This is a genomic window from Mesorhizobium sp. M2E.F.Ca.ET.209.01.1.1 (assembly GCF_004010375.2).
Lineage (GTDB): Bacteria > Pseudomonadota > Alphaproteobacteria > Rhizobiales > Rhizobiaceae > Mesorhizobium.
On record NZ_SADP02000002.1, the window covers coordinates 540074 to 564817 of the forward strand.

21 protein-coding genes, 1 tRNA gene and 1 pseudogene are annotated in these 24744 nt (G+C 64.2%); 11 read left to right on the forward strand and 12 right to left on the reverse strand.

The features are described from left to right. Positions 1–4 precede the first annotated feature (4 nt). On the reverse strand, positions 5–1747 hold the full coding sequence (locus EN852_RS05990) for a pilus assembly protein TadG-related protein (RefSeq protein WP_246694183.1): 1743 nt from the start codon (positions 1745–1747) through the stop codon (positions 5–7). Positions 1748–1767: 20 nt separating this feature from the next. After that, positions 1768–2133, reverse strand: coding sequence for a TadE/TadG family type IV pilus assembly protein (locus EN852_RS05995; protein WP_245519566.1), 366 nt, complete (start codon positions 2131–2133; stop codon positions 1768–1770). Between the two features lie 376 nt (positions 2134–2509). On the opposite strand from EN852_RS05995, the gene EN852_RS06000 reads away from it, so the two are divergent. From EN852_RS06000 to EN852_RS06015, 4 genes are all read left to right on the forward strand, one after another. Then, the gene (locus tag EN852_RS06000) at positions 2510–4102 is read left to right on the forward strand and encodes a peptide ABC transporter substrate-binding protein (protein ID WP_127867143.1); all 1593 of its coding nucleotides are present in this window, start codon (positions 2510–2512) and stop codon (positions 4100–4102) included. 178 nt (positions 4103–4280) lie between these two features. After that, positions 4281–5204: an ABC transporter permease subunit gene (locus tag EN852_RS06005; protein ID WP_127867144.1), complete on the forward strand. Its 924-nt coding sequence runs from the start codon at positions 4281–4283 to the stop codon at positions 5202–5204. Further along, positions 5197–6321, forward strand: a complete 1125-nt coding sequence (locus EN852_RS06010; RefSeq protein ID WP_127867145.1) for an ABC transporter permease subunit — start codon at positions 5197–5199, stop codon at positions 6319–6321. The genes EN852_RS06005 and EN852_RS06010 overlap by 8 nt, the downstream gene beginning before the upstream one ends. A 1-nt stretch (position 6322) precedes the next feature. Beyond that, positions 6323–7939 (forward strand): ABC transporter ATP-binding protein, encoded by a 1617-nt coding sequence (locus tag EN852_RS06015; protein WP_127875379.1) that lies wholly within the window; start codon positions 6323–6325, stop codon positions 7937–7939. 27 nt (positions 7940–7966) lie between these two features. Here the strand turns inward: EN852_RS06015 and EN852_RS06020 are convergent, their stop codons facing one another. After that, complete coding sequence (locus EN852_RS06020; protein ID WP_127867147.1) at positions 7967–8302, reverse strand: hypothetical protein; 336 nt, start codon at positions 8300–8302, stop codon at positions 7967–7969. 198 nt (positions 8303–8500) lie between these two features. Here EN852_RS06020 and EN852_RS06025 point away from each other — a divergent pair, with 198 nt between their 5' ends. Both EN852_RS06025 and EN852_RS06030 read left to right on the forward strand, forming a co-directional pair. Beyond that, a complete protein-coding gene (locus EN852_RS06025) occupies positions 8501–8794 on the forward strand; it encodes a type II toxin-antitoxin system ParD family antitoxin (protein ID WP_127875378.1) in 294 nt (97 codons plus the stop codon). 4 nt (positions 8795–8798) lie between these two features. Beyond that, positions 8799–9164, forward strand: a complete 366-nt coding sequence (locus EN852_RS06030) for a type II toxin-antitoxin system RelE/ParE family toxin (protein WP_127875377.1) — start codon at positions 8799–8801, stop codon at positions 9162–9164. A gap of 30 nt (positions 9165–9194) precedes the next feature. Here the strand turns inward: EN852_RS06030 and EN852_RS06035 are convergent. Further along, positions 9195–9271, reverse strand: a tRNA-Pro gene (locus EN852_RS06035). 202 nt (positions 9272–9473) lie between these two features. Between EN852_RS06035 and EN852_RS06040 the strand changes: the two genes are divergently transcribed. Then, a complete protein-coding gene (locus tag EN852_RS06040; RefSeq protein WP_127875376.1) occupies positions 9474–11711 on the forward strand; it encodes an AGE family epimerase/isomerase in 2238 nt (745 codons plus the stop codon). Positions 11712–11745: 34 nt separating this feature from the next. Here EN852_RS06040 and EN852_RS06045 read toward each other — a convergent pair. From EN852_RS06045 to betI, 6 genes and pseudogenes are all read right to left on the reverse strand, one after another. Beyond that, positions 11746–12440: pseudogene (locus EN852_RS06045) on the reverse strand (YoaK family protein). A gap of 92 nt (positions 12441–12532) precedes the next feature. Next, positions 12533–13996, reverse strand: coding sequence for a betaine-aldehyde dehydrogenase (betB, locus tag EN852_RS06050; RefSeq protein WP_127875375.1), 1464 nt, complete (start codon positions 13994–13996; stop codon positions 12533–12535). Positions 13997–14045: 49 nt separating this feature from the next. Beyond that, positions 14046–15698, reverse strand: a complete 1653-nt coding sequence (gene betA, locus EN852_RS06055; RefSeq protein ID WP_127875374.1) for a choline dehydrogenase — start codon at positions 15696–15698, stop codon at positions 14046–14048. After that, complete coding sequence (locus tag EN852_RS06060) at positions 15691–16695, reverse strand: threonine/serine dehydratase (RefSeq protein ID WP_189545736.1); 1005 nt, start codon at positions 16693–16695, stop codon at positions 15691–15693. Before EN852_RS06060 ends, betA begins: the two co-directional genes overlap by 8 nt. Continuing rightward, positions 16692–18221 carry a choline-sulfatase gene (gene betC / locus EN852_RS06065; protein ID WP_127875373.1) on the reverse strand — a complete coding sequence of 510 codons (1530 nt, stop codon included), beginning with the start codon at positions 18219–18221 and terminating at the stop codon, positions 16692–16694. The genes EN852_RS06060 and betC overlap by 4 nt, the downstream gene beginning before the upstream one ends. Next, a complete protein-coding gene (gene betI / locus EN852_RS06070; RefSeq protein WP_127875372.1) occupies positions 18218–18808 on the reverse strand; it encodes a transcriptional regulator BetI in 591 nt (196 codons plus the stop codon). Before betI ends, betC begins: the two co-directional genes overlap by 4 nt. A gap of 187 nt (positions 18809–18995) precedes the next feature. On the opposite strand from betI, the gene EN852_RS06075 reads away from it, so the two are divergent. From EN852_RS06075 to EN852_RS06085, 3 genes are all read left to right on the forward strand, one after another. Further along, positions 18996–20162: an acetyl-CoA acetyltransferase gene (locus tag EN852_RS06075; protein WP_127875371.1), complete on the forward strand. Its 1167-nt coding sequence runs from the start codon at positions 18996–18998 to the stop codon at positions 20160–20162. A 46-nt stretch (positions 20163–20208) separates the two neighbouring features. Beyond that, complete coding sequence (locus tag EN852_RS06080; protein WP_127875370.1) at positions 20209–21210, forward strand: asparaginase; 1002 nt, start codon at positions 20209–20211, stop codon at positions 21208–21210. A gap of 94 nt (positions 21211–21304) precedes the next feature. Continuing rightward, the gene (locus EN852_RS06085; protein WP_127875369.1) at positions 21305–22117 is read left to right on the forward strand and encodes a methyltransferase domain-containing protein; all 813 of its coding nucleotides are present in this window, start codon (positions 21305–21307) and stop codon (positions 22115–22117) included. On the opposite strand, the gene EN852_RS06090 is transcribed toward EN852_RS06085, so the two are convergent. Next, positions 22114–23490, reverse strand: a complete 1377-nt coding sequence (locus EN852_RS06090) for a TIGR03808 family TAT-translocated repetitive protein (RefSeq protein WP_127875368.1) — start codon at positions 23488–23490, stop codon at positions 22114–22116. The genes EN852_RS06085 and EN852_RS06090 overlap by 4 nt on opposite strands. A gap of 106 nt (positions 23491–23596) precedes the next feature. On the opposite strand from EN852_RS06090, the gene greA reads away from it, so the two are divergent. Continuing rightward, positions 23597–24079, forward strand: coding sequence for a transcription elongation factor GreA (greA, locus tag EN852_RS06095; RefSeq protein WP_127875367.1), 483 nt, complete (start codon positions 23597–23599; stop codon positions 24077–24079). Positions 24080–24455: 376 nt separating this feature from the next. On the opposite strand, the gene EN852_RS06100 is transcribed toward greA, so the two are convergent. After that, positions 24456–24698, reverse strand: a complete 243-nt coding sequence (locus EN852_RS06100; protein ID WP_127875366.1) for an AbrB/MazE/SpoVT family DNA-binding domain-containing protein — start codon at positions 24696–24698, stop codon at positions 24456–24458. Positions 24699–24744 lie beyond the last annotated feature (46 nt).

The following is a 24744-nucleotide window of genomic DNA, read 5'->3' on the forward strand; positions in this document are numbered from 1 at the left end:
CGGCCTACTGGACGAGCACCGAACGCCCGCATGTCGCGCCGGTCACGCGCACATCGGCCTCGCCGACATGGACGCCAAGTGCTCCAAGCACATTGTAAACCAGGTCGTCGACCGGCGCGGTCACGCCGTTGAGCAGCGTTGTCACCGCCGGCTTGACTGCGCCGAGCAGGGCGGTCACGTCGAGGCCGAGCCCCAGCGCATTGACCGACAGCGACAGGTTGTTGATCAGCGATGTCGTCAGCGACTGCGTCAGGTTCTTCGTCGACACCGTCTTGATCGCCTTGTTGGCGATGTCGGTGGCGTTGTAGGTCAGGTTGGTCGGCGCCATGTTGGTGATCGAAAAGGCCGACTGTCCATTGATCTGCAGCAGGTTGAGGTTGATCAGGAGCAATTTGAGGCTGACATCCGCGATGTCGGCGTCCGAGAAGGATTGCGGTTTGGTGAAGTCGGCGAAACCGCTGGCGCTGCTCTTGGCAAGATGAGCCTCGACGACACCCGGCTGCGCGGCGATCGAAACCTTGATGCTGGAGGGACCGGTCGGACAGGTGATATCGGTCAGCTTGGCCTCGGCATAGGCGACCTCGATGTTGAGCGGCAGGTTGACGGCAAGCAGATTGATGCCACCGCCGAGATTGGAATTGCCAAGCGTGACGCTGGCGTTGAGCTTGATGCGCGTCTGCGCCGTGCGCACCACGGTGCCGGCTTCTCCCACCGCCAGCCAGGCCGAGTTCTGCATCGGCTCGCCGATGGCTATCGAAAGCGTCGTCGATGTCAGCCCGGGTGTGGTGGCGCCGAGATTGACCGCAACCTGATTGGTGCCATTGGCCAGAGCGGCCGCCGCGGTGACCATGCTGAGCGCGCTGGCCGTCACGTTAAGCCCAGCCGGCTTTTGCCCGATGCCGAGATCGCCGACCGAGCCGAGGTCGATCAGGGTGCTGAGCGGAATCTTGACCGTGCTGGTGGCGCTGGAAGCCATGGTCTGCAGGGCGATCTTGGCCGTGTGGTCGAGCCCGGGCACATTGGCCATGGCGGTGGCGATCTGGCCGATCGTTGCCTTGGAGGCGAGCACGTCGGAATAGCTCACGCCGGTCAGGTGCAATTGCGTCGCCAGCGCATCGCTGAACGAAAGCACGTCGACATCGGCCGACACCAGTGAATTGTAATCCATCACGCTGAGCGAGATGTTGCCGCCGAGAAGGCCGCCAAGAAGCGCGTTGAGAATGCCGCCATTGAGGCTGGCGAGTCGCGAACCGACCGAGAAAGCCGCTTGCGGCTGCGCGCTGGCGATTGCCGTCGTGCCGAGCGTGGGCGGCGCCATGATCGAGCCGGCGAAATAGAGCGTGCCTTGCTTCTTCAGCGACACCTGCACGGCATTATAGGGCAGCTTCCCCGCCTCGAATCGGCTGCCGGCGGCAATGGTGCTGACGCCTGTGTAGCGCCCCGGCACGATCTGGACGACCGCCTTGGTGGCGGTTGGCGCCACGTTGGCGCCTTGTTGCTGCACCGCGACCGAGGTGATGCCGTTGTCGGCGAGCGTCGTCAGCACCGCCTGCTGGGCATTGGTGATGTTCGAGGCCGCGGTGATGGCCGCGAGGTCGACGATCGACTGCGCGGCGCGGCGTTCATTGTAAAGTGAGCCCTCGTCGATCGCGAAGGCGGTCAGCGCCAGCGCCACCGGCGTGCACAGCGCCGTCATGACGGCGAAATTCGCCCTACGGTCGGCGAGCAGCCTCCGCGTCGCCGACATCAATCCCCCCTTGGCGGGCATCATATGCCTCCGACACGGATCGTCGACTGGCGCTTTATCGTCGTGCCCGGCAGGGGCAGCGTCTTGAACAGGTTCCAGATCGGCAGGTTACGCGCATCATAGGTGACGGAGACGACGAACTGGCTGCCATCAACGACACTGTCCTGTGCGTTGACGGTCAGCTTGTTGGGATCGACGAACGGATAGCCCGAGACGTCGTGGGCAATGAAATCGGTGACCAGTGCCTGCCGTTCGGTCTGGTTGAGGCCGGCGATCGCCGTCCGCGCCGCATCGGCGGCGATCTGCTGCACTGAGTGGCTGGCGCCGAAATAGATTCCGTATGCAACCATGCCGAGCAGAAGCAGGATGAAGATCGGCGCAAGCATGGCGAATTCGACCGCCGACGTGCCCGTGGCGTCTGTGCGGAAACAAGACCAAGAGACAAGGAATTTTCGGTTTTTCAGCATGTTGCGGAGAATGCCAAACCCTGCCTGCAAAAACAGAGAACACGTCGAACAACCGGCAGGTGTGCCAAGTTGAAAGCAAGCGCTAAGTATTAGTTTTCGCTGTTTTAGCGAGGCGACGCTCACTTAGCGTCAAGCAGGCAAATGGTTGAAATAAGATTTCGCTCTGTCTAGTGTCCTGCCACCAGCCGCCGGAAGGAACCGGCGGCACGCCTGAAACGGGGCTGTTTCAACGGTTCCAGGGCGTCAACACCTAAGAAGGCGCGGCTGAGGGGCTGCGCCGACCGGGAGAGACTTCATGCTGAAAAACATGCTGAAGGCGACGGCGTTCGCCACCACCTTGGCTCTGGCCACGGGCTCCTTCTACACCCATGCTTTCGCCGAAACCGTCTACAACCGCGGCGCCGCCGCGGAGGCGGAGACGGTCGATCCGCACAAGACGTCGACGACCTACGAGGCCGACATCATACGCGACCTGTTCCAGGGTCTCGTCATGCATGACCAGAAGACGAACCTCATTCCGGGCGCCGCCGAAAGCTGGACGGTGTCCGACGACGGCACTGTCTACACCTTCAAGCTGCGCAAGGACGGCCTCTGGTCGGATGGCAGCCCGGTGACGGCGGACGACTTCGTCTATTCGTTCCACCGGCTCGAAGATCCGGCCACCGCTGCGGAATACGCCTCGATGCTCTATCCGGTGAAGGGCGCCGAGGACTTCAACACCAAGAAAGGCAAGGCCGAGGACATGGGCGTGAAGGCGATCGACGCCAACACGCTTGAAGTCACGCTGAAGGCTCCGACGCCCTACTTCCTGGAGATGCTGACCCACCAGGCGACCTATCCGGTCAACAAGGCTTCCATGGACAAGCTTGGCGCCGACTGGATCAAGCCGGGCAAGCTGGTTTCGAACGGCGCCTACACGCTGGCTGAGTGGGTCCCCAACGACCATATGAAATTGGTCAAGAACCCGAAGTTCTGGGACGCCGCGAGCGTCAAGCTCGACGTGGTCAACTACATCCCGACCGAGGATCGCTCGTCGGCGATGAAGCGCTTCGAGGCCGGCGAGCTCGATAGCTATGGCGACCTGCCGACCGAACAGCTCGCCGATCTCAAGACCAAATTCGGTGATCAGGTCCGTGTCGGGCCATATCTCGGCACCTATTATTTTGCGATCAAGACCGACAAGGCGCCTTGGGACAATGTCGAGCTGCGCAACGCCATCTCGATGGCGATCGATCGCGACTTCCTCGCCGAGAAGGTCTGGCAGAACTCCATGCTGCCCGGCTATTCGATGGTGCCTCCGGGCATCGAAGGCTACACGCCTGCACTGGCCAAATACGCCGACACGCCGCAGATCGACCGCGAGGACGAGGCCAAGAAGATCCTGGAGAAGCTCGGCTATACGCCTGAGCATCCGCTGAAGATGGAGATCCGCTACAACACCTCGGAGAACCATAAGAACACGGCGGTCGCCATCCAGGAACAGCTGAAGCCGCTCGGCGTCGAGGTGACGCTGCTCAACACCGACACCAAGACCCACTATGCCTTCCTCGAGCAGAAGGGCAATTACGACGTCGCCCGCGCCGCCTGGATCGCCGACTACAAGGATCCGGAGACCTTCCTCGGCATCTCGCGCAAGGCGAGCGGCAACAACTACTCGAACTACAACAGCCCGGCTTACGAAGCCGCGATGGACAAGGCTGCCGCCGCCGGCGGCAAGCCGGAAGAGCGCATGAAGGACCTCGCCGAGGCCGAGCGCATCCTGATCGACGACGTTGGCGCGATCCCGCTGCTCTACTACAGCTACCACGACATCGTGTCCTCGAAGGTGCATGGCTTCGACGACAATGTGATGGACATTCATCCGTCCCGCTTCATCTCCAAGGACTGACAAGCAACCTTGGCCGTGCCGCCGCTCCCCCTTTTTTGGGGAGCGGCGGTCACGGTCTGTCGTCGTGCCGGGCCGAAAGTCGGGTTGGATTTTCGAGTGCCCCGGTGCGAAGATCAGAGATGCCAGCGCGCCACGATCTCGTCTGGAGAGCCGTCGCCCTGGCTGAAGCGGGGCGCCGATGCTGCGTTATGTCTTCCGGCGGCTGTTGACCGCCATCCCGACGCTGTTCGTCATCGTGACGGTGGCGTTCTTCCTAATCCGCGTCGCGCCTGGCGGCCCGTTCAACCAGGAGCGGGGGCTGAGCCCCGAGATCAGGGCCAATCTTGAAGCCCAGTTCGGCCTCAACGATCCGCTCTGGCTGCAATATGTCCACTATCTCGGCAATCTTTTGCGCGGCAGTTTCGGCCCGAGCTACAACCTGCCGGATTTCACCGTCACCGAACTTTTCGCCAAGGGCCTGCCGATCTCCGTTCAGCTCGGCACGTCGGCATTGGTGCTGGCGCTGCTTCTCGGTTCCATTCTGGGCACCATCGCGGCGCTCAACCAGAACAAGCTTGCCGACTATTCGGTGATCGCCTTGGCCACCGCCGGCAGCACCATCCCGACCTTCGTCATCGCGCCGGTGATCCAGCTTGTCTTCGGGCTGTCCTGGAAGCTTTTGCCGATCGGCGGCTGGGGCGACGGCGCCTTGATCAACAAGGTCGGCCCGGTGCTGACGCTCGCCTTGCCGCAGATCGCCATCGTCGCGCGCCTGATGCGCGGCTCTATGATCGAGAGCCTGCGCTCGCACCATATCCGCACCGCCCGCGCGCTCGGCCTCTCCGACTGGTCGGTGGTGGTCAAGCACGCGCTGCGCGGCGCCGTGCTGCCGATCGTCTCCTTCACCGGTCCCGCAGCCGCAGCCCTGCTCACCGGCTCGATCATTGTCGAGACCATCTTCTCCATCCCCGGGGTCGGCCGCTACTTCGTCGACGCAGCGCTTAACCGCGACTACACGCTGGTCATGGGAACCGTGGTGGTGATCGCGCTCTTCACCATCGTCTTCAACCTGATCGTCGATCTTCTCTATGCGGTCGTTGATCCGAGGGTGCGCTATGACTGATCTCGCCGTCGCCGTGCCCGAGCCTATCGCCGGCCGCTCGCTCTGGGGCAACGCCTGGGCGCGGCTGAAGCGCAACCGCGCCGCCATGTTCAGCCTCTACTATCTGGCCTTCATCTCCGTCATCAGCGTGTTCGGCCCAATGGTCGTGCCGCATGAATACACCACCATCTACGGCGACTATGTGCGCATGCCGCCGAGCCTGTCGGCCTATCCGAAGCCCGACATGATCCAGGGCGCGCTCACCGATGCCATCAAGCGCATGCGCGCCGACATCAAGGAATGGCACCAGGACGGCAATCGCGTCATCGTCACCGTCACCTCGACCAAGCCGATCGACGACCGCAACATCCGCTATCTCGACCGTTCCGACGCCTTTGACGACACCAGGATCGAAAACAAGTCGCCCGACGGCCGCGAAGTGACGATGAGCTCGGCCGTGAAGCAGCAATATTTCTTCTTCGGCACCGACAACACCGGCCGCGACCTGCTCTCGCGCACGCTGATGGCCGGCCGCATTTCGCTCGCCATCGGCCTGCTTGCCGGCGTCGTCGCCGGCGTCATCGGCGTCATCTACGGCGCGACGGCCGGCTTTGCCGGCGGCAGGGTCGACGAGGTGATGATGCGCATCGTCGACGTGCTCTATTCGCTGCCCTTCATCTTCTTCGTCATCATGCTGGTCGTGTTCTTCGGCCGCAACTTCGTGCTGATGTTTTTAGCGGTCGGCGCCGTGCTGTGGCTCGACATGGCACGCATCGTGCGCGGGCAGGCGCTGTCGATCCGCAGGCAGGAATATGTCCAGGCGGCGGAAGCGATGGGCGTCGGCCAGCGCGGCATTCTGCTGCGCCATGTGATCCCCAATCTGCTTGGCCCGGTCGTCATCTACATGACGCTCTTGGTGCCGCAGGTCATCATCCTGGAGAGCTTCCTCTCCTTCCTCGGCCTCGGCGTGCAGGAGCCGATGACCAGCTGGGGCGTGCTGATCTCGGTCGGCGCCAAGAACATCGGCTACGCCAACTGGCTGCTCCTGTTCCCGGCCTTCTTCCTTGTCTCGACGCTGTTTGCCCTCAATTTCGTCGGCGACGGACTGCGCGACGCGCTTGACCCGAAGGACCGCTGACATGCCAACCGAAACGATCCTCAGCGTCAAGGACCTGCGCGTCCGCTTCCAGACCCTCGACGGCACCGTAGAGGCCGTCAAAGGCATCAGCATCCAGGTCAATGCCGGCGAGACGGTCGCCGTCGTCGGCGAGTCCGGCTCCGGCAAGAGCCAGACGATGATGGCGGCGATGAACCTCTTGTCCTCCAACGGTGAGGCGAGCGGCCAGGTCGACTATCGCGGCCAGAACCTTCTGGCCATGTCGAAGAGCGAGCTCAACAAGGTGCGCGGCCGCAAGATCAGCATGATCTTCCAGGAGCCGATGACCTCGCTCGACCCGCTCTACACCATCGGCAACCAGTTGATGGAGCCGATCCGCCGCCACCGCGGGCTCTCTGGACCGGCGGCGCGCGACGAAGCGCTGAAGCTTTTGCGGCTGGTGCACATTCCCGATCCCGAGCGGCGCATGAAATCCTACCCGCACGAAATGTCGGGCGGCCAGCGGCAGCGCGTCATGATCGCCATGGCTTTGGCCAACGATCCCGACATCCTGATCGCCGACGAGCCGACCACGGCGCTCGACGTCACCATCCAGGCGCAGATCCTGATGCTGCTTGCCGAACTGCAGCGCAAGCTCGGCATGGCGATCGTCTTCATCACCCACGACCTCGGCATCGTGCGCCGTTTCGCCGACCGGGTCTATGTCATGCGCCAGGGCGAGGTGGTGGAGGAGGGCGCAGCGGAAGCGCTCTTTGCCAATCCGAAGCACCCCTACACCAAAATGCTGCTCGCAGCCGAGCCGACCGGCAGCAAGGCAGCGCCGCCGGCCAATTCGCCGGTATTGCTCGAGGGCCGCAATGTCGAGGTCGTCTTCAAGATCGGCGGCGGCTTCCTTGGCGGCGAGCCGCTGATGCTGCGCGCGGTGGACAAGATCTCGGTCCGGCTGAAGCGCAACCAGACCATCGGCATCGTCGGCGAGTCCGGTTCAGGCAAGTCCACGCTTGGCCGCGCGCTGCTCAGGCTCTTGCCCAGCGACGGCGTCATCCGCTTCGGCGACCGCGACATCTCAGAGGCCGACCGCCAGGCGATGCGGCCGCTCAGGCGCGAATTGCAGCTCGTCTTCCAGGATCCGTTCGGTTCCCTGTCGCCGCGCATGACGGTCGGCCAGGTGATCACCGAAGGCCTCTTGGTGCATGAGCCCTCGCTAACCGGCAAGCAGCGCGACCAGCGCGCTGTCGAGGCGCTGCGCGAGGTTGGCCTCGATCCCAACGCTCGCAATCGCTACCCGCACGAATTCTCCGGCGGCCAGCGCCAGCGCATCGCCATTGCCCGCGCCATGATCCTGAAGCCAAAGGTGGTGGTGCTGGACGAGCCGACCTCGGCGCTCGACCGCTCGGTGCAGAAGCAGATCGTGGAACTGCTGCGTAAGCTGCAGGCCGACCACGAGCTGTCCTACCTGTTCATCAGCCACGACCTCGCGGTGGTGCGCGCCATGGCCGATTACATCATCGTCATGAAGCAGGGAAAGATCGTCGAGGAAGGCCCGACGCAGGAGATCTTCGACAATCCGCGCGAGGCCTACACGCAGACGCTGATGAACGCGGCGATCGACTCGACACGATTCCGCGTCAGCGCTTGAGGCCGGCGAGCCCGACGGGGCGCCGGCTCACTGCGCGGAGGGGCACCGTTGCTTTCTGGCTGTGACGATCGCCTGCTGCTGTTGCTGCAGCCGTTCGATCCGAGCGCTTTCGCGATTGGCAACCACCGTCTTCACACGTTCGCCGCCGAGCAGCCAGTTCGGCACGCTGGTGCTGGCGACCTTGCCGCGGGCGATTGCGGTGCGCGAAATATCCGTGGCGGTGTCGCCCACCGCATTGTTGAGCTCGGCGCAGTTCATCTTGTCGTATTTCGCCGGACTGATCGAAGCGGTGGTCGACGAGCAGCCTGCCGTGGACAGGAGGAATACGAGTATGGGTAGAATGCCCGTCGGCGTGAACTTCATACTCTCGACCCTGGTTCGCCGTCCTGTAGTCCCACGCATCCCGAGCAAAGCGGTTGCCATTAGGCCAAAGTGAGAGACCATTGTCGAGCATTGTCGCACGATTCTGTTTCCGAAGATCAGCCCGTCGTGCTCACCCTGCTGTTGGCATAATATGCTATATGCCTGTATCATGCCTGTTGAATTGGAGCTGATATCGCGATGCCGACACGCAATGTTGTGCTGACGGAACACCTCGAAGAAGTGATCGATCGGCTGGTGAAAACCGGGCGTTATCAGAACGCAAGCGAGGTGTTGCGTGACGGCTTGCGGCTGGTCGAGCAGCGCGAGGCGAGGGAGACGGCGAAGCTCGCGGCACTCAGGGAGGCTGCCAATATCGGCTTCCACGACATCGAACAAGGTCGCTTCGAGGACATTGCCGAAGACGACCTCGAAGAATTCATTAGCGGCCTGGGACAACAGGCAAGCGCACGCGCGAAAAAAGCCGGCCTGTAAGACCATGGCCCCATACCGGCTTTCCGGGGCCGCGAAGGAAGACATCGTTCAGATACTCGCCTACACGGAAGTCAATTTCGGTGACGTCGCGCGTGTCCGGCACGAACGGCTGTTGATCGTGGCTCTGCGCGACATAGCCGCCGATCCAGAGCGGGTGGGCAGCACCGTCCGTGCGGAGTTGGGAAACAATATCCGCAGCTGTCACCTGCGCTACAGTCGGGATCGCGCGCGGACCGAACATGGCATCGTGCTACGACCGCGCCGTTTCTTGCTCTACCGGACGACACTTCAGGTCATCGGAATTGGCCGCGTTCTTCACGACGCGATGGAACTACGGCACCATCTGCCGGAGAGTTACGGTGACGATTGATTTCGGGAAAAGCCAAGTGCTTGTTTTTTCTGGTCGGAGTGGCAGGATTTGAACCTGCGACCCCCTCGTCCCGAACGAGGTGCGCTACCAGACTGCGCTACACTCCGTGACCAGACGGCGGGCTTATAGCCGCCGCTTTTCGATACTGCAAGCGGCAATGGCAGCACTTCTGTCGCATTTCGTCGGCTTTCGTCGCGCCGGTTGGGCCGGCAGCGGGTCGAGGCAGTTCGTGAGAGGCGAGTTCCAGCCTTGTGCGACCGACCATGACCCCGCTAAAACGGGTCCCGCAGCCGCCTGGAGTTCCGAATCTTGCCTCAGCGCATCGTCAGTTTCGTCATGAGTGGCGGCGTAGGGTCGCGGCTGTGGCCGCTGTCGCGCGAGGACAACCCCAAGCAGTTTCACGATTTTTCCGGCGATGGCTCGATGCTGGCCAGGACGCTGCGTCGGCTGGCGGCGCGGCCGGACGACGAGACGCCGATCTTCCTGATCGCCGCGGAGCGCCACGCCGAGCGCGTCCATGCCGACCTTGCCGGCATCGATCTCAAGGGCGGCGGGCCGCTGTTCGAGCCGACGGGCCGCAACACGGCCGCCGTCGTCGCGCTGGCCAGCCTGCGCACGCTCTCCGAATATGGCGACGAGCTTGTGCTGGTGGTGCCGTCGGATCATGAGATATCCACGCCTCGCCAGTTCTGGCAAAGCATAGAGGCTGGCGCGGCCGCGGCAAATGCCGGCCGGCTCGTTGTGTTCGGCCTCAAGCCGACTCAGCCCGAGACCGGCTACGGCTATATCGAGGTCGGGGCGGACAGGGCCGGCGTGTTCGACGTCTCGCGCTTCGTCGAGAAGCCGGATCTCGGCACGGCCCAGACATATCTCGGTGCCGGCAATTTCTACTGGAACACCGGCATCTTCCTGTTCCGCGCCCGGGCCATGCGCGATGCCTTCGCCGCTTTCGAGCCAGGGATCTGGCAGGCGACTGAGGCCGCCTACAACGCGGCAACCAGCGATCTTTCGGGCCTTTACATGCCGCTGGAGCTCTACTCGGCCATACCGTCGACCTCGATCGACTATGCTATCATGGAGCGCGCCAGGGACATCGCCATGGTGCCGGCCGGCTTCCGCTGGAACGACCTCGGTTCCTGGCAGTCGCTGCTCGATGTCGGCCCGTCCGACAAGGACGGCAACGTCATCCTCGGCGATGTCGTCGCCATCGATTGCGAAAACTCCTATATCCGCGGCGATGGACGCCTGCTGTCGGCGATCGGCATGAAGGATGTCGCTATCGTTTCGACGGCCGACGCCACCTTCGTCGCGCCGGTCAGCCACAGCCAGCACGTCAAGAAGATCGTCGAGCAGCTGGAGAAATCCGGCCGGCTGGAGACGAGATTCACGCCGGCGCATGATCGCGTCATCGAGAGCGGCGCCTGGCGGCGGCGCGTGCGCCACTGGCTGTTCGAGGAGACGCTGCCGCTGTGGTCGACGGTCGGCGTCGATGAGCGCCATGGCGGCTTCCACGAAGCGCTCGGCTTCGACGCCGCGCCGTTGATGAAACCCAAGCGAATGCGCACGCAGGCGCGCCAGGTCTACGCCTTCGCGGTGGCCAAGGAGCGTGGCTGGGACGGTCCGGCGGACAGGCTGATCGCCCACGGCATCGACTTCATGGCCGGGCAGGGCCGAACGAAGCGCGGCGGCTGGGTCCGCACGCTCAACATCGATGGCTCGGTCGCCGATCCTGTCGAGGATGCGTACGATCATTCCTGCGTACTTCTGGCGCTGGCGCACGCCCACATTTCGGGCCATCCCGACGCGTTGCGGCTCGGCGAGGAGACGTTTGCCTTCCTAGACGCGCATCTGGAAGACAGCCGCATGACCGGTTTTCTGGAAACCTCCGACGGGGCGGAGGAGCGGCGCTCCAACCCACATATGCACCTGCTCGAGGCCTTCCTCGCTTGGCACAAGGCGACGGGCGAGCGCGCTTATCTGCGCCGCGCCGCGCGCATCATCGACCTCTTCCGCAGTCATTTCTTCGATGCCGAAAGCTGGACGATCGGCGAGTATTTCGACAAGGGCTGGAAGCCGGCAGCGGGCGAGAAGGGGAACTGGACCGAGCCTGGCCATCATTTCGAATGGGCCTCCCTGCTGGTCGATTTCGCCGCCCGCAGCGGCCAGAGCGAACTCACCGCTTTCGCCCGCAAGCTTTATGCCTCGGCCATTGCCAATGGCCTCAACCGCTCCACCGGTCTTGCCTATGGCGCGGTCTCGCGCCAGGGGCTGCCGCTGGATACGGTCTCGCGCGGCTGGCCGCAGGCCGAGGCGATCAAGGCGGCGATCGCGCTGGACGGGTCGGGCGGGCCGGACCTCAAGCCCGAGATCGAGGCGCGCGTCGGTCGCCTGTTCCGCTGGCATATCGATCCGGCGCCGCTCGGCCTCTGGATCGATCGCATCGACGAGCGCGGCCGCTCACTGGCGACCGAGGTGCCGGCCAGCATCTTCTACCATCTGGTCTATGCGCTGACGCAGTATCTGGACGGGACGGCGCAGAAGGGGTGAGCCGTTTCCGGCTCGGCCTGACCAAGCATCGTCGTCACCGCGTCGCGGTCCCGCGGACGATCAGCGACAGCATCGCGACGACCGGCGGCGCGGCGAATGACCAGACACCGATCTGCACATGGAGAGCCGCCGCCGTTCCGCATCCGAGAGCGAAGACGGCCACCACGCCCGACATCCGCGCGAGGCGTGCCCGTGACGCGGCGGTGTCTTCGGCGGACGACCCGTAGACCAGGTCGGCCAGATCCAGCATGATCTGGGTGGTGGTGCCCGTCATCAACGTCGACGGCGGCAGGCTGGGGAGATAGACGCGATGCGCGGCGTTCTGCACCGCCATGGCCGAAACCAGTATCATTCCCGTCACGATGGCGGCCCAATGGTCGCCATCCGGGAAAGGCCCGAGCCGGACCGCCAAAACGGCCGCCGCGATCAATAATACGAGCTTGATCGACAGCAGGTAACAAATACCGGCGCCTCCCGGTGTCTCAGCGCGTTCGACAACAGCCGGCTGAGGATGACAACTGCGCAAAAGACCGGCAGCGCAAGCAGTTTCGCCAGGGCGCCCGACGTGCCGAGCGCCAGGGAGGCGCCGAGCGTCACGAAGTTGCCGGTGACATGCGCGGTAAACAGCCCCTGCAGCGCCAGGAAACCCATCGTGTCGACATAGCCGCCGTTGAAGCCGAGCAGCAGCGGCAAGACGACTGGTCGCTTGTCCTTGGCTTCACCAGCCATCTTGGTCTCCTTTGCCTTCGGCGCGCCGGCAAGCTTATGGCAAACCAGGGCAAGGAGAACAACGCGATGATCTGCCAGGGCGGATCGCGACATCAATAAGGCGCCGCCACGTCACCCGTCTCGACATAGACCGCCTTGAGCTGCGAATAATGCGCCAGCGCGGCCAGCGAATTCTCGCGGCCGATGCCGGACTGCTTGACGCCGCCGAAGGGCATTTCCACGGGCGTAAGATTGTAGGCGTTGATCCAGCAGGTGCCGGCCTGCAGCTCGGCGATCACCCGATGCGCGCGTGGCAGATCGCGGGTGAACACGCCGGCCGCCAGTCCGAATTCGGTGTCGTTGGCGCGCTCGATCACCTCGTCCTCGCTGTCGAACTTCAAGACGCTCATCACCGGTCCGAAGATCTCTTCGCGCGCGATGCGCATCGTATCGGTGACATTGGTGAACACGGTCGGCTCGATGAAGAAACCGCCCTCGAACCCCTGCAGCGACGGTGTATTGCCGCCGCAGGCGAGGCTCGCGCCGTCCTGCTTGCCGGCTTCGATGTAGGAGACGACCTTCTCCTGCTGCAGCCTGTTGACCAGCGGCCCCATCTGCGTTTCCGGATCGAGCGGATCGCCGATGCGGATCGTCTTGGTGCGCTCGACCAGCCGCTCGACGAAGCGGTCGTGCAGGCCTTTCTGCACGAAGACGCGCGTGCCGTTGGAGCAGATCTGGCCGCTGGAGTAAAAATTGCCGAGCATGGCGCCGCCGATGGCGTTTTCGAGATCGGCGTCGTCGAAGACGATCAGCGGCGACTTGCCGCCGAGCTCCATGGTCGCGTGCTTCATCTTGGAGCCGGCAAGCGACAGCACCTTTCGGCCGGTCGGCACCGAGCCGGTCACCGAAACCTTTGCCACCACATCATGGCCGACGAGGCCGGCGCCGACATCGCCATAGCCCTGCACAACATTGAACAACCCGTCCGGCAGTCCGGCTTCCGAGTAGATCTCGGCCAGCGCCAGCGCCGACAGCGGCGTGTTCTCAGACGGCTTGAACACCATGGCGTTGCCCATGGCCAAAGCCGGCGCCGATTTCCAGCCGGCGATCTGGATCGGATAGTTCCAGGCGCCGATGCCGACGCAGACGCCGAGCGGCTCGCGGCGCGTGTAGGCGAAAGGTCCGCCGAGATCGATCATCTCGCCGTTGAAGGCGGCGACCGCTCCGGCGAAATATTCGAGGCAATCCGCGGCCGACGGCGCGTCCGCCACCAGCGTCTCCTGGATCGCCTTGCCAGTGTCCAGCGTTTCGATGCGGGCGAGGTCGGCATTGCGCGCGCGCAAAATGTCGGCGGCGCGGCGCAGGATGCGGCCGCGCTCGACAGGCTTCAGCCGCGCCCATGCCGGCTGCGCGGAGCGGGCCGCCTCGATCGCCAGCTCCAGCACGTTCGGCGTCGCCGAATGCAGGGTGGCGATGGTCTCGCCGGTTGCCGGATAGATCACCGGCAGCGGCGTGCCGCCCACATCCTCGATATAGCGACCGTTGACATAGTGCGATGCGGTCGGCTGGGCGCGCATGGCTTTCTCCAAGTCTGTTCGCCGGGAGGGCGGTCAGCCCGACAATGCCCTATCGGTCCGCCACCTGCCAGCGCGGATTGATCCAGGGTTCCTGGTTGGATGGCGCCAGCGGCGTGCGGCCGAGAATGTGGTCGGACGCTTTTTCGCCGGTCATGATCGACGGCGCGTTGAGATTGCCGTTGGTCACACGCGGGAAGATCGAGGAGTCGGCGACGCGCAGTCCTTCGACGCCGATCACCCGGCATTCGGGATCGACAACGGCGGTCAAATCGTCGGCGCGTCCCATCCGGCAGGTGCCGCAGGGATGGTAGGCGCTCTCGGCATGGTCTCGGATGAAGGCGTCGAGCTCGTCGTCGGTCTGCACATGAGAGCCCGGCGAAATCTCCTTGCCGCGAAAGCCGTCGAAAGCCCTCTGCCCGAAAATCTCGCGCGTCAGCCGGATGCAGTGGCGGAACTCGCTCCAGTCGTCCGGATGCGACATGTAGTTGAAGCGGATCACCGGCTTGGCGCGGGCGTCGGGCGAGCGCAGCGTCACGGAGCCGCGCGACTTCGAGCGCATCGGCCCGACATGCGCCTGGAAGCCGTGCGCCTTCGCCGCCGCCTTGCCGTCATAGCGCACCGCCGCGGGGATGAAGTGATATTGGATATCGGGGTAGTCGACGCCGGCCTGCGAACGCACGAAGGCGGCCGCCTCGAAGTGGTTGGTGGCGCCCAGCCCGGTCTTGAAGAACAGCCACTGGGCGCCGATCAATGCCTTGGAGAAAGGATTGAGCACCGAGTTCAGTGTGATCGGCCTGGTCGATTCCTGTTGGATATAGAGCTCCAGATGGTCCTGCAGATTGGCGCCGACGCCCGGCCGGTCAGCGATCACCTTTATGCCGTTCTCCTGCAGATGCGCGCCTGGGCCGATGCCGGATAACATCAGGATCTTCGGCGAGTTGATCGACGATGCCGCGACGATCACTTCACGCCGCGCCTTAACGACCTGAATCTTTTTGTTAGCTTCGATCTCGACGCCGACCGCGCGTTGATTCTCGATCACCACGCGCCGGGCGAAGCCTTTGACCAGACTCACATTCTTGCGTTTCAGAGCCGGCTTCAGATAGGCGTTCGCCGCCGACCAGCGGCGGCCGCCAAGAATGGTCTGCTCCATCGGCCCGAAGCCCTCCTGCTTGGAGCCGTTATAGTCGTCGGTGAGTTCGAATCCGGCTTGGCGGCCCGCCTCGACGAAGGCGCCGTAGAGCGGATTCTTCCGTGTGCCGCGCTGCACATGCAATGGTCCGCCGTGGCCCCGCCAGCCATCCTCGCCGCCGTCGCAATCCTCCATGCGCTTGAAGTAGGGAAGTACGTCGGCGAAGCCCCAGCCGGCCGCGCCCTGTTCCGCCCAATGGTCGAAGTCATGCGCATGGCCGCGCACATAGACCATGCCGTTGATCGAGGACGAGCCGCCGATCACCTTGCCGCGCGGCGTCGCCAGCACGCGACCGCCGAGATGCGGCTCCGGCTCGCTGGCAAAACCCCAGTCGTAAAGGCTCATATTGAGCGGGATCGACAGCGCCGACGGCATCTGGATCAGCGGCCCCATATCGGTGCCGCCGAACTCGATGACGATCACCGAGTGATTGCCGTCCTCCGACAGCCGGTAGGCCATGGCCGAGCCGGCGGAGCCGGAGCCGATGATGACGAAATCCGCTTCAAGCATTGTTCATATGCGCCATAAAATCGGCGAGCGAGACATTGCCGCCGGTTGCAACCACGAGGACGGTTTTTCCCACCACATCCACCTTGCCGCCGAGAAGGGCGGCCAGCGACGCCGCGCCCGAAGGCTCCAGCACCAGCTTCATCCGCTCGAAGGCGATCTTCATCGCCCGCCGCACCGAGGCGTCGTCGACGGTGACGCCGCGCACGCCGGCGGTGCTCACCGCGGCGAAGGGCGCGTCGCCGGGCTTGCGCGCCATCAGCCCGTCGCAGATCGATTTCGGCCCGATCGGCATCGTCTCGATCGCGCCATGCGCCAGCGATGAGCCCATGCCGTTGAAACCCTCCGGCTCGACAGCGATGATCTCGGTCTTGGGCGACAGATAGTGGAAGGCAAGCGAAACGCCGCCGATCAGCCCGCCGCCGCCGACCGAACAGAACACCAGGTCGGCGTGCGCCTTCTTCGCCGCGAGCTGCTCGAGCGCTTCAAGCCCCGCGCCGGCCTGGCCGGCGACGATCTCGGGATCGTCGAAAGGATGCAGCAAGGTGAGGTGCTCGGTCTCGGCGATCTCGCGCGCCTTGGCGGCGGCGACCTCCTCGCGGGCGCGGTCGCCATGGTCGGTCAGCACCACGCGCGCGCCATAACCGGCCGTCGCGTCGCGCTTGGCGGCGGGCGCGTCGATCGGCATGACGATGGTGACCGGAATACCCAGCGCCTGTCCGGCGGCCGCCAGCCCCTGCGCGAAATTGCCGGAGGAGTAGGCGACCACGCCCTTTTTCGCTTCATCCGGCGAAAGCCGGTTCAGCCGCCAATAGGCGCCGCGCACTTTGAAGGAGCCGGCCCACTGCAGCGACTCCGGCTTGACGAAGACGCGCGCGGCGCCGGTTTCCCTGGCTAAAGCCGCCGACTCCAAGAGCGGCGTCACCTGCGTCGCCGTCGAGGTGACGGCATAGGCGTGCTTCAGATGATCAAGGGTAGGGACGAGAATGTCTGCCATCATTCGCCTCTCGGATACCGTTTGCTCTCTTCGAGATTGTCGAGGTTCATGTGATTGCGCATGTAGCGCTCCGACGCCTTCTGCAGCGGCTGGAAATCCCACGGGTAGTAGGCGCCGTTGCGCAGCGCCGGGTAGACGACCCAGCGGCGCGCCTGGCTTTCGCGCACGGCGGCGTCGAAGCTGGCCATGTCCCAGCGGGCGCGGACCTTGTCCATGAAGGCCGAGACCAGATCGGCGTTCGCCGGATCGTCTGCGAGGTTGTCGCGCTCGAGCGGATCGGCTTCGAGATCGAACAGTTGCGGGGCATCCAACTCGCAATGGACGAACTTGTATTTGCCGTCGCGGATGGCGACCAGCGGCGCGTAGGAGCCTTCCGCCGCATACTCGATCAACACCGGCGCCGTGCGCGCCTTGCCGTCGAGCAGAGGCAGCAGCGACTGGCCGTCGGTCCAAGGTGCGATTGCCGCGATGTCGATGCCGGCGAGGTCGCAGAGCGTCGGTGTGACGTCGAGGTTAGAGACCGGCGCCTTGATCAGCCCGGCCGGCACGCCTTTGCCGGCGATCATCAGCGGCACGCGCGCGGAACCCTCGAAGAAGCTCATCTTGAACCACAGGCCACGCTCGCCCAGCATGTCGCCGTGATCCGAGCAGAACAGGATGATGGTGCCGTCGAGCATGCGGGTGCGCTTGAGAACGTCCAGAAGCTCGCCGAGCTTCTCGTCGACATAGGAAATGTTGGCGAAGTAGCCACGCCGCGAACGTCGCACCTGCTCGGGCGTGATCTCGAAGGATTGATAATCGCTGGCGCGGTAGAGACGCTGCGAATGCGTATCCTGCTCGTCATGCGCAATGAACGGCGTTTCCGGATCGAGCGCCTGGCAGGTCTCGTAGAGATCCCAGTACTGCTTGCGCGCGACATAGGGATCATGCGGGTGCGACAGCGAGACGGTCAGGCACCACGGCCGGCGGCCCGGATCGTCCTGCTCCCGCGAGAGCTGGTAGAGCTTCTGCGAGGCTAGGAAGGTGACCTCATCGTCATATTCCATCTGGTTGGTGGTCTCGGCGACGCCGGCGCCGGTCACCGAACCCAGATTGTGGTACCACCAGTCGATGCGCTCGCCGGGCTTGCGGTAGTCCGGCGTCCAGCCGAAATCGGCCGGATAGATATCGGTGGTCAGCCGCTCCTCGAAGCCGTGCAGCTGGTCCGGCCCGACGAAATGCATCTTGCCCGACAGACAGGTGTAGTAGCCGGCGGACCGCAGGTGATGAGCAAAAGTCGGGATCGAGGACACGAACTCGGCGGCGTTGTCGTAGACACCTGTTCGCGACGGCAATTGCCCGCTCATGAAGGAGGCGCGGCCAGGCGCGCAGAGAGGCGAGGCGGTATAGTTGTTGGCGAAGCGCGCCGAGTGGGCGGCCAGCGCCTTCAGATGCGGCACGTGCAGGAAGTCGGCCGGTCCATCGGGAAAGAGCGTGCCGTTTAGCTGATCGACCATGACGATCAGGAAATTGGGTCGCCGGGAGGTCAAGGCAGGCTCCGTCCGTTGAGCTTGGTTTCGAGATAGTCTTCCACGAGCGCGATCGCAGTCTGCGCGTCCGGCACGCCGTCCTTCAGCGCGCGGCGGATGTAGAGCCCGTCGATCAGCGCCGCGGTCGCTTCCGCCACGCGGTCGGCCTCTGTCCGGGGCAGGATGCCGGTCAGCCCGCTCATCAGGTTCGAATGCAGCCGCCGCGCATAGATGCGCAGCAGCCGCCGCAGCTCGGTCGATTTCTGCGCCTCGACATAGAAGGCGAGCCAGGCGGCGATGATCTCGGCCTGGAACTGATCGTCGGAGAAGCTGACCGCGACCACGAACGAGACGCGCTCACGCGCTGTGCCGGCGGTGTGAAGCGCGCGCCTGGTGTCGATGTTGAGCTCCGTCAGGATGTGCCGCATCGTCGCGAACAGCAGCTCGTCCTTGGCGCCGAAATAGTGATGCGCCAGCGCCGACGACACGCCGGCCCGGCCGGCGATCTCCGACATCGTCACGTCCAGCGATCCGCGCTCGCCGATCGCAGAGATCGTCGCGTCGATCAGCGCCTTGCGGCGCACGGGTTCCATTCCGATTTTCGGCATTTTTGGGGTCCGGTTCGAGCCGAGATTATTTTTTATTGACGCGTCAATCAATAAAAAATCGACACCGGGATCAACCGATCGTGTCGTTCTGGCCCATGGCATGGGCTGGAAAACGGTTCACTGTTGAACAATATTGAGTCACGTGCCGCGCGCGATCATGCTACGCTGCGCACAAATGGAGGCTGCCATGACCGCATGCATCGTCGGCTGGGCGCATTCGCGCTTCGGCAAGCTCGAAGGCGAGACGCTCGAGGGCCTGATCACCAAGGTCGCCGTCGAGGCGCTCGACCATGCCGGAATCGGCCCGGACGATGTCGACGAGATCGTGCTTGGCCATTTCAACGCCGGCTTCTCGCCGCAGGATTTCACAGCGAGCCTCGTGCTGCAGGCCGACGACCGGCTGCGCTTCAAGCCGGCGACGCGCGTCGAGAATGCCTGCGCCACCGGCTCGGCCGCGGTCCGGCAAGGCATCCGCGCCATCGACGCCAATGCCGCCCGCGTGGTGCTGGTGGTCGGCGCCGAGCAGATGACGACGACGCCCGGTCCCGAGATCGGCAAGAACCTGCTCAAGGCATCCTACCTGCCGGAAGACGGCGACACGCCGGCCGGCTTTGCCGGCGTCTTCGGCAAGATCGCTCAGGCCTACTTCCAGCGCTATGGCGACCAGTCGGATGCGCTGGCCATGATCGCCGCCAAGAACCACAAGAACGGCGTCGACAATCCCTATGCCCAGATGCGCAAGGATTTCGGCTATGAGTTCTGCCGCCAGGAAAGCGAGAAGAACCCGTTCGTCGCCGGTCCGCTGAAGCGCACCGATTGCTCGCTGGTCTCGGATGGCGCGGCCGCTCTTGTGCTCACCGACACCGCGACAGCGCTGAGGATGCGCCGTGCCGTCACCTTCCGCGCCAACGAGCATGTCCAGGACTTCCTGCCGATGTCGAAGCGCGACATCCTCGCCTTCGAGGGTTGCGAGCACGCCTGGAACCAGGCGCTGAAGAAGGCCGGCGTCACGCTCGACGATCTGTCCTTCGTCGAGACGCATGACTGCTTCACCATCGCCGAATTGATCGAATACGAAGCGATGGGCCTGGCCAAACCCGGCGAGGGCGCCAGGCTGGCGCTGGACGGCACGACGGCCAAGGATGGCCGCCTTCCGGTCAATCCGTCGGGCGGCCTGAAGGCCAAGGGCCATCCGATCGGCGCCACCGGGGTCTCGATGCATGTGCTCACCGCCATGCAGTTGACCGGTGAAGCCGGCGGCATCCAGGTGCCGGGTGCGAAGCTCGGCGGCATCTTCAACATGGGGGGTGCTGCCGTCGCCAATTACGTTTCCATTCTCGACCGCATCAGGTAGAAGCGGCCCGCATTAAAAGCGCCCCAGGGCGCGTGCGGGAGGCAACATGTCCAATCCGGTTCTGGTCGAAGTCACGCGCGGCGCGGTGGTCGAAAGCAGGCATCGCGGCGCGGTTTCGGTCTTCGACGCCGACGGCAAGCCCGTCTGGGAGATCGGCGACACGGACCGTCCGGTTTTTCCGCGCTCCGCGGTGAAGGCGATCCAGGCGCTGCCGCTGGTCGAATCGGGTGCCGCCGATGCCTACGGCTTCGGCAATCGCGAACTGGCGCTGGCGTGCGCCTCGCATTCGGGCGAGCCCGCCCATGTCGAGCTGGCCTCGGCGATGCTCGCCAAGGCAGGACTCGACAAGACGGCGCTGGAATGCGGCGCCCATTGGCCCAACCATGAGGCCACCATCGCGCTTGCCCGGGCCGGCGCTGTGCCGAGCGCTTTGCACAACAACTGTTCCGGCAAGCATGCCGGCTTCCTCTGCACATGCGTGCATGCGGGTATAGCCCATCAGGGCTATGTCAAAGACGGACACGCCCAGCAGGAAATGGTGCGCGACGCCATGCAATCCGTCACCGGAGCCGCCCACAACGCCGACAATAGCGCGACTGACGGCTGTTCGATCCCGACCTACGCCGTGCCGCTGAAAAGCTTCGCGCAGGGCTTTGCCCGCATGGCGACGGGCACGGGCTTTGCGCCCGAGCGCGCCAAGGCGGCAAAGCGGCTGCTTTCGGCTTGCATGGCCGAGCCGTTCCTGGTCGCCGGCACCGGCAAGGCCGATGTCGCGCTGATGCAGGCAGCACCCGGCCGCATCTTCGTCAAGACCGGCGCCGAAGGCGTCTATTGCGCGGCATTGCCCGAACTCGGCCTCGGCATTGCCATGAAATGCGACGACGGCGCCGGCAGGGCGGCGGAGGTGATGATCGCCGCGGTGCTGGCAAAGCTGCTGCGCGCCGATGAAGCGGTCGCGGCAAAGCTCGCTCAACTCGCGCGTCCCCCGGTCGAAAGCCGCATCGGCGCGAAGGTAGGCTTGTTGCGGCCGACAGCGGCGCTCAGCTAGCGAGGTTTAACCGGCACCGATATGCCGTGCGGGTAAGCCGAGACAAAAATTATGTGCTAGCTTTCTCCCTATTAACGGGCGCCGGGTGCTGGCCATGCTGGAAGTGGACAAGGTGTTTGCCGGGTCGATCCCGGAGAACTACGATCGCCATATGGTGCCGCTGATTTTCGAGGCTTATGCCGCCGAGACCGCACGACGGGTGGCGTCCTTCTCACCCTTAGCCGTTCTGGAAACCGCCGCCGGCACCGGGGCCGTCACCCGCGCTTTGGCGCCGAAACTCTCTGCCGATGCCACCTACACCGTAACCGATCTGAACCAGCCAATGCTCGATTATGCGGCATCGCGCCAGGGGCTCGACAGCCGCATCACCTGGCTCCAGGCCGACGCCCTGAAGCTGCCTTTCGAGGATGCGACCTTCGACCTCGTCTGCTGCCAGTTCGGCGCGATGTTCTTTCCCGATCGCCCCGCCGCCTATCGCGAGGCAAAGCGCGTCCTGAAGCCCGGCGGGCACTTCCTGTTCAGTGTCTGGGATCGCATCGAGGAGAACATATTCGCGGACGACGTGACGAATGCCCTGGCCAGGATCTTTTCGCACGATCCGCCGCGTTTCCTGGCGCGCACGCCGCACGGCTATCACGACAAGGACCTCATCCGCAGCGATCTGGCTGCCGCCGGATTCTGCGATGTGGCGATCGACACCAGGGCCGAGCAGAGCCGCGCATCCTCGCCGCGCGTTCCGGCCGTTGCCTATTGCCAGGGCACGCTGCTTCGCAACGAGATCGAGGCGAGGGGGGCCGGGAGCTTGGCATCCGCGACCGACTATGCGGAAGCCGCGATCGCCGAGAGGCACGGCCGCGGCGCGGTTGCCGCCAAGATCCAGGCGCACATTATCGTGGCCGTTGCTTAGCTCACCTTGTTGCGCTCGACGGTCAGATGCGCATAGCCGCTGTCGCTTGCCTTCGCGAGGTCGCCGGTCACCGGATCGGCCCAGCGCTGACCGATGATGGCGCCGTTTCTCGCGCCGTCGATGACATTGTCCGAGATGACCGCGGTCCCGGCGCCTTCGACGACCGAAACGACAATGCCGGTGCCCGCCTGCCGGATGATGTTGCCGCTCGCCACGACATTGCGCAGATACGGCCCCCAGCCGAGCTGCATGCCGTAAAGCGGCGCGTTCTCGACCACATTGCCTGAAACCGTGGCGTCGGCTTCGGCGCTGATGCCGACGCCGAAGCCGGGCGGGTCGGCCGCGTAGGGACCAACCGTCGTGAGATTGCGCACGATGTTGTTCGAGCAGACCGCCATGCGGCCGCCCTCGTTGAAATTGACGATCGAGATGCCGTTGGCGGCGCCGTCGACGAGGTTATTGCTCAAGATCGCGCCTTCGAAGGAGAACTCCGAATAGATCCCGGTCTCGCCCGAGCGCGAGCAGGTATTGCCGGTGATCTGCACATTGCTCGCGCTGTTGGCGCGGATCGCGGTGAAAGCGCAGTCGGAGACGACATTGCCCGAGATGATCACATTGCCGGCACGGAAGGCGTTGATGCCGTTGCCGTTCTGGCCGGTGCCGCCGCTGCGCGCGCCGATCCTCTGGACGCGGTTGCCGCTGACGATGGTGCCGTCCTCCGCCGCCTGCCAGCGATGCACCAGGATGCCGCCATTGGCGCAATCGGAAACGCTGTTGCCGGAAATCTCCAGCCCGCCGGCCTCGACCGAATAGATGCCGGCATCCGCCGCGCCCGAAATGTCCGAGCGGCCGACACGGCCGGCGGCATGTTCGAGCGCCAACCCGTTCTTGCCGCTTCCGGTCACTTGGCAATTGTCGATGACAAGATGGCCGACGCGGCGCAGGTCAAGCAGCCCTTGCGTGTAGTCGGCCAGCCAGCGGTTGGCGCCGTCGAAGACGAGGCCGCTGAGCTCGATATGCTCGGCCTGCTCGGCCATCATCAGATGGCCGTTGCCGCCATAGACGATGCGCGTCGCGCCGGGCACGCCCGACAGGCGCACGCGGGCAGGCAGCTTGAGGTTCGAGACGACATAGGTGCCGGGCGGCAGGAACACCGGCTGGTCGCGGTCGCTGGCCTCGGCCAGCATCTTGGCGAAAACCTTGCTCTGGTCGTCGACCGCGCCCGGCTGCACGCCGATCTCGGTGGCGTCGATCGAGCCGCGCATCGCGGCCATCTCTATGCCGGGCAGCGATTTCGCCGCTGCCTTGCCGGCACAGACGCCGGCGACGGCGAAGCCGGCGGCCTGGGCAAGCAGCGTTCGTCTGTTCAACATCGGCACAGGTCCTGGCGTTTCGCCCCGTCCATCGCAGGAATCGTGCCAGGGTGAACTCACCGGCAAGCCGCTTGTGCAGTCGCCTCGCCAAGCCTAAATTCATTGTATGAGCAGAGCTTTTACCCGCGAAGAAGACAGCGAAAACGCCATTGCCGGCGTCGGCGAGCGTCCGGTCAGCACGCATCGCAATCTTGTGACCGAGCGTGGTCTCGCCATGATCGAGGAGAATCTCGCTGATCTGCGCGACATAATGGCCAAGGCCGAAAGGAAGGGCGATCGCGAGCGCCTCGCGGTTGTTTCACGCGACCTGCGCTACTGGACCGCGCGGCGCGAGAGCGCCGAGCTTTCGGTGCCGGAGCCGGGCAGCGACGTGGTCCGCTTCGGCATGGGCGTCACGCTGGAAGGCGACGACGGCAAGAAGGTGCATTGGCGCATCGTCGGCGAGGACGAGGCCGACCCGTCGAAGGGCAGCATTTCCCATGTCTCGCCGATGGCCGTGGCGCTGTTCGGCAAGAAGGTCGGCGATGTGGCCGCCGTGAACGGCAGGGAATGGGAGATCGTCAAGCTCTCGGACAAGGCTGAGAACTAGTTCCTCAACACAGAAGTTTTGACCGGTTGGTTGGTGTGCGTTGCAGCTCCTCTGCCTTGGCGATTGGCCGAGACGCCTATCGCGGTCGTCATCCACGGGCGGAGCAAGGAGCGAAGCGACGCGCGCAGACCCGAGGATCCATGCCGTGACTTGGAAGCGCCGCGGCGGTCCAGAAATTCTGCACCGTTGCACACTTCGGTCCAGGTAACGGAATGGATTCTAGGGTCTGCGCGCGTCGCTGCGCTCCTTGCTCCGCCCTAGAATGACGAGGTTCAGAAGCCTCCAGCTCATCGCCAACGTCTGCGCTGACTACCCAGCGGATGTTGATAGCCTTGCCCTTGAAGCCTGCAATCTTCAAAATCACTGTGTCGACGAACTAGCCGTTAGCCAACGTTGAAAGCTTGCGCAGCGCATCTTCGTATTTGTCCATGACGTCGCGAGCGGCGTTCATTTGCCGTTCATGGTTGTCATGGCGGATTGGCCTTAGAATGAGGCCGTCGTCGGTTTCGACGATCTGGAACTCATCGCCAACTTGAAGGTCCAAGCTGTCAAGCAATTCGCGTGGCGGCAGCAAGGTCCCAGATCCGTCCTCAAGCCCGTGGATGATTGTCGTGAACATTATCGCGCCATGGTTGTATCTATTTCCATAGAACAACCTTTCAGCC

Coding starts and splice junctions, on each gene's coding strand:
- EN852_RS05990 (WP_246694183.1), bottom strand. CDS start 1,747: ATGTCGGCGACGCGGAGGCTGCTCGCCGACCGTAGGGCGAATTTCGCC.
- EN852_RS05995 (WP_245519566.1), bottom strand. CDS start 2,133: ATGCTTGCGCCGATCTTCATCCTGCTTCTGCTCGGCATGGTTGCATAC.
- EN852_RS06000 (WP_127867143.1), top strand. CDS start 2,510: ATGCTGAAAAACATGCTGAAGGCGACGGCGTTCGCCACCACCTTGGCT.
- EN852_RS06005 (WP_127867144.1), top strand. CDS start 4,281: ATGCTGCGTTATGTCTTCCGGCGGCTGTTGACCGCCATCCCGACGCTG.
- EN852_RS06010 (WP_127867145.1), top strand. CDS start 5,197: ATGACTGATCTCGCCGTCGCCGTGCCCGAGCCTATCGCCGGCCGCTCG.
- EN852_RS06015 (WP_127875379.1), top strand. CDS start 6,323: ATGCCAACCGAAACGATCCTCAGCGTCAAGGACCTGCGCGTCCGCTTC.
- EN852_RS06020 (WP_127867147.1), bottom strand. CDS start 8,302: ATGAAGTTCACGCCGACGGGCATTCTACCCATACTCGTATTCCTCCTG.
- EN852_RS06025 (WP_127875378.1), top strand. CDS start 8,501: ATGCCGACACGCAATGTTGTGCTGACGGAACACCTCGAAGAAGTGATC.
- EN852_RS06030 (WP_127875377.1), top strand. CDS start 8,799: ATGGCCCCATACCGGCTTTCCGGGGCCGCGAAGGAAGACATCGTTCAG.
- betB (WP_127875375.1), bottom strand. CDS start 13,996: ATGCGCGCCCAGCCGACCGCATCGCACTATGTCAACGGTCGCTATATC.
- betA (WP_127875374.1), bottom strand. CDS start 15,698: ATGCTTGAAGCGGATTTCGTCATCATCGGCTCCGGCTCCGCCGGCTCG.
- EN852_RS06060 (WP_189545736.1), bottom strand. CDS start 16,695: ATGATGGCAGACATTCTCGTCCCTACCCTTGATCATCTGAAGCACGCC.
- betI (WP_127875372.1), bottom strand. CDS start 18,808: ATGCCGAAAATCGGAATGGAACCCGTGCGCCGCAAGGCGCTGATCGAC.
- EN852_RS06075 (WP_127875371.1), top strand. CDS start 18,996: ATGACCGCATGCATCGTCGGCTGGGCGCATTCGCGCTTCGGCAAGCTC.
- EN852_RS06080 (WP_127875370.1), top strand. CDS start 20,209: ATGTCCAATCCGGTTCTGGTCGAAGTCACGCGCGGCGCGGTGGTCGAA.
- EN852_RS06085 (WP_127875369.1), top strand. CDS start 21,305: ATGCTGGAAGTGGACAAGGTGTTTGCCGGGTCGATCCCGGAGAACTAC.
- EN852_RS06090 (WP_127875368.1), bottom strand. CDS start 23,490: ATGTTGAACAGACGAACGCTGCTTGCCCAGGCCGCCGGCTTCGCCGTC.
- greA (WP_127875367.1), top strand. CDS start 23,597: ATGAGCAGAGCTTTTACCCGCGAAGAAGACAGCGAAAACGCCATTGCC.
- EN852_RS06100 (WP_127875366.1), bottom strand. CDS start 24,698: ATGTTCACGACAATCATCCACGGGCTTGAGGACGGATCTGGGACCTTG.